This window comes from Mycobacterium sp. TH-M106 (genome assembly GCF_057473765.1).
This window is the reverse complement of the sequence record NZ_JBYCLE010000485.1, coordinates 1-4362: the sequence shown is the minus strand read 5'-3', so window position 1 is coordinate 4362 and position 4362 is coordinate 1. Positions and strand designations below refer to the sequence as shown.

5 protein-coding genes are annotated in these 4362 nt (G+C 66.2%); all 5 read left to right on the top strand.

What is annotated here, in order from left to right:
• Window positions 1–671 (top strand): transaldolase (tal, locus tag AC2VOP_RS17170; protein ID WP_486962082.1); only part of this gene is annotated, 671 nt, incomplete at its 5' end.
• Complete coding sequence (zwf, locus tag AC2VOP_RS17165; protein WP_486962081.1) at window positions 668–2221, top strand: glucose-6-phosphate dehydrogenase; 1554 nt, start codon at window positions 668–670, stop codon at window positions 2219–2221. The genes tal and zwf, both read left to right, overlap by 4 nt.
• A 55-nt stretch (window positions 2222–2276) precedes the next feature.
• Window positions 2277–3188: a glucose-6-phosphate dehydrogenase assembly protein OpcA gene (opcA, locus tag AC2VOP_RS17160; protein ID WP_486962080.1), complete on the top strand. Its 912-nt coding sequence runs from the start codon at window positions 2277–2279 to the stop codon at window positions 3186–3188.
• On the top strand, window positions 3185–3952 hold the full coding sequence (pgl, locus tag AC2VOP_RS17155; RefSeq protein WP_486962079.1) for a 6-phosphogluconolactonase: 768 nt from the start codon (window positions 3185–3187) through the stop codon (window positions 3950–3952). Before opcA ends, pgl begins: the two co-directional genes overlap by 4 nt.
• A gap of 93 nt (window positions 3953–4045) precedes the next feature.
• Window positions 4046–4362, top strand: a 317-nt coding sequence (locus tag AC2VOP_RS17150; RefSeq protein ID WP_486962078.1) for a BlaI/MecI/CopY family transcriptional regulator, incomplete at its 3' end; no start/stop codon positions are given.

The window sequence follows — 4362 nt, the reverse complement described above, 5'->3', positions numbered from 1 at the left end:
GCCTGCCGGCCATCACCGCGGTGCTGGCGGAGGGCATCTCGGTCAACGTCACGCTGATCTTCTCCGTCCAGCGGCACCGCGAGGTGATGGACGCCTACCTGGCCGGGCTGGAGGCCGCCAAGGCCGCCGGGCACGACCTTCCCACAATCCACTCGGTGGCGTCGTTCTTCGTCTCCCGGGTGGACACCGAAGTGGACAAGCGCTTGGAAAAGATCGGATCCGCGGAGGCGCTGGCGCTGCGCGGCCAGGCGGGCGTGGCCAACGCCCGGCTGGCTTACGCCGCCTTCCAGGAGGTCTTCGACGGTGACCGGTACCGCGCGCTCAAGCTCGACGGTGCGCGGCTGCAGCGACCGCTGTGGGCGTCGACCGGCGTCAAGAATCCGGACTATTCGGATACCCTCTACGTCACCGAGCTGGTGGCGCCGCACACCGTCAACACCATGCCTGAGCAGACGCTGGAGGCGGTCGCTGACCACGGCGAGATCACCGGCGACACCGTCAGCGGCACCGGACAGGACGCACAGCAGGTGTTCGAACAATTGTCCGCGGCCGGGATCGATCTGCCCGACGTGTTCGTCGTGCTGGAGAACGAGGGCGTGCAGAAGTTCGAAGTGTCCTGGAAAGAGCTGATCAAGGTGACTCACGGCCAGCTCGACGCCGCCGCCAAGTGACCGGAGCGGTCCTCTCCGGCCTCACCGGGCAGTGGCACAACCCATTGCGGGACAATCGCGACAAGCGGTTGCCTCGAATCGCCGGGCCGTGCAGCTTGGTGATCTTCGGGGTCACCGGCGATTTGGCCCGCAAGAAGCTGATGCCGGCGGTCTACGACCTGGCCAACCGCGGTCTGCTGTACCCACGGTTCGCTTTGGTCGGATTCGCCCGCCGGGACTGGGAACACGAAGATTTCAGCCAGGTCGTCTATCAGGCCGTCAAAAAGCACTCGCGCACACCGTTCCGGCAGGCGATCTGGGACCGCCTCGCCGAGGGAATCCGCTTTGTGCAGGGCACCTTCGACGACTCCGAGGCGTTCGGCCGATTGGTCGAATGCCTGGCGCAGCTCGACGCCGAGCGTGGCACCCGCGGCAATCACGCCTTCTATCTGGCCATTCCACCGAAGACCTTCCCCACAGTGTGCCAGCAGCTGCACTCCTGCGGGCTGGCGCTCCCTCCGGAAGGTAGCTGGAGCCGAGTGGTGATCGAAAAACCGTTCGGCCACGACTTGGAGAGTGCACGAGAACTCAACGCGGCGGTCAACAGCGTCTTCCCGGAGGAGTCGGTGTTCCGCATCGACCATTACCTCGGCAAGGAGACGGTGCAGAACATCCTGGCGCTGCGGTTCGCCAACCAGTTGTTCGACCCGGTCTGGAACGCCCACTACGTCGACCACGTGCAGATCACCATGGCCGAAGACATCGGCCTGGGCGGACGCGCCGGCTATTACGACGGCATCGGAGCGGCCCGCGATGTGATCCAGAACCACCTCCTGCAGCTGCTGGCACTGACCGCGATGGAGGAGCCGGTAAGTTTCCGCCCGCGTGCGTTGCAAGCCGAAAAGATCAAGGTGCTCTCGGCCACTCAACTCGCAGAGCCGCTGGAGGAGACCACTGTCCGCGGGCAGTACACCGCCGGCTGGCAGGGCGGGGAAAAGGTAGTTGGACTGCTCGACGAGGAGGGCTTTGCCCACGACTCCACGACCGAGACGTTCGCCGCCATCACGCTGGAGGTCGACACGCGCCGCTGGGCCGGTGTGCCGTTTTATCTGCGGACCGGAAAACGCCTGGGCCGCAGAGTGACCGAGATCGCGTTGGTGTTCAAACGCGCACCCCATCTTCCTTTCGACGCCACCATGACCGATGAACTGGGCACGAACGCCCTGGTGGTCCGGGTCCAGCCGGATGAAGGGGTCACGCTGCGGTTCGGCTCCAAGGTGCCGGGCACCGCAATGGAAGTCCGTGACGTCAACATGGACTTCTCCTACGGCTCCGCGTTCGCCGAGAATTCACCCGAGGCCTACGAGCGGCTGATCCTCGACGTGCTGCTCGGCGAACCGTCGCTGTTTCCGGTCAATGAGGAAGTCGAAAGGTCCTGGAAGATAATCGATCCGGCCCTAGATAATTGGGCCGCCCACGGAAAGCCCGAGCCCTACGAGGCGGGCACCTGGGGCCCGGCTTCGTCGTTTGAGATGCTGCGCCGTACCGGGCGGGAATGGCGGCGGCCGTGAGCGCCGGCGACGATGCAGTGGGGGCACCTCCCGCTTGCGGGGGAGAGCGGCGCCGATGATCGTCGAGTTGCCGGATACCACCACCACCACGATCAACAAGAAGCTCAACGAGTTACGGGAACGAGTCGGCGCGGTGACCATGGGCAGAGTGCTGACGCTGATCATCGCGCCACACACCGACGCGCTGCTCGACGAGTCCATCGCCGCGGCCAACATCGCCAGCCAGGAGCACCCCAGCCGGGTAATCGTGGTACTGGCGGGTGAGTCCGACGACACCCCGTCACGGCTGGACGCCCAGCTGCGGGTGGGCGGAGACGGCGGCGCCGGTGAGGTGGTGGTGCTGCGGCTGTCGGGCCCGCTCGCCGGTCACGCCGACAGTGTCGTCATACCGTTCTTGTTGCCCGACATCCCGGTGGTTGCGTGGTGGCCCGGCATCGCTCCGGCGGTACCAGCCCGAGATCCCCTGGGCAAGCTAGCGATTCGCCGCATCACCGACGCGACCAACGGTGCCGACCCGCTGTCGGCGATCAAGAGCCGAATGCCGGGATACACACCCGGCGACACCGATCTGGCATGGAGCCGCATCACCTACTGGCGTGCGCTGCTCACCTCGACGATGGACAACACCCCCTACGAGCCGATTACCTCGGCGCTGGTGTCGGGGCGTAGGGACGAACCCGCCCTGGACATCCTGGCGGGCTGGCTGGCCAGCCGAATCGACGGGCCGGTGCGGCGCGCAGCCGGTGATCTCAAGGTAGAACTGGTACGCAAAAGCGAGACGGTGACGCTCAGCCGGCCGCAGGAGGGGGTGACGGCGACGTTGAGCCGGACCGCTCGGCCGCCCGTCCTCGTTCCACTGCCGCGCCGGGAGACCTCCGAGTGCTTGGCCGAGGATCTGCGCCGGCTGGACCCCGACGCGATTTACGGCGCGGCGCTACAGGGCATCGACCGAGTGGAGTATTTGTGAGCACCGTTATCGAGACGTTCCCCGACGGCGACACGCTCTACGCGGCCGCCGGCAGTCGATTGATCGCCGCCATCGAGACCGCCGTGGCGGCCCGGGGCAAAGCACTGATCGTGTTGACCGGCGGGCACGGGGTCGCGGTGCTCCGGCATCTGCGCGAGCACCGCCAGCGGATCGACTGGCCAGCGGTGCACCTGTTCTGGGGGGACGAGCGCTACGTTCCCGCTGCCGACGACGACCGCAGCGACAAGGCGGCCCGCGAGGCTTTACTGGATCACGTCGACATTCCACCGGCCAACATCCACCCGATGCCGGCCAGCGACGGCGAGTTCGGCGATGATCTCGATGCAGCGGCACTCGGCTACGAACGAGTCTTGGCCGCTAACGCCGATCTGGGCGAATCCGCCCCGGATTTCGACGTGCACCTGCTAGGTGTGGGACCCGAAGGCCACGTCAACTCGCTCTTTCCAGACACCCCCGCCGTGCGGGAAACCGCCCGGCTGGTGCTTCCGATATACGACTCCCCCAAGCCGCCGCCGCGACGAATCACGTTGACCTTGCCCGCAGTCCGGCGTTCCCGCGAGGTGTGGCTGATGGTGTCCGGGGCGGCGAAGGCCGGCGCAGTGGCTGCCGCAGTGAACGGCGCCGACCCGGTGTCGGTGCCGGCCGCCGGAGCCGTCGGGCGGGAGAAGACGATCTGGTTCCTCGACGTCGAATCGGCTGCCGGGGTGGCGCGAAGCCCACGTGACTCCAGTACATTGCGGTAACGCATTTTTGCAGGTCATGCCTGGTGAGTATCGTTTCGTGGTTGAATTTCGTATGCGCGATGTCGGTTGCCGCTGACGACTGGAGGCGATGGAGTGCGGATTCGAGGGTTCGGCAACCTGGAGGCGGTCGTCATGGATCGCGTTTGGGCCCGAGGCCCCGCAGCGTCGGCGACTGTGCGGGACGTGTTCGACGAGCTGGCCACCGAGCGCGATATTGCCTACACCACAGTGATGTCGACGATGGACAACTTGCACACGAAGGGATGGTTGGCGCGCAAACGCGACGGCAAGGCCTACCGGTATTGGGCCACGCTCTCCCGTGAGCAGCACACCGCCCAGCTGATGCGTGAGGCGTTCGACGGTGGCGGCCGTCCCGATCTGGTTCTGCACCACTTCGTCGAACAGATCGG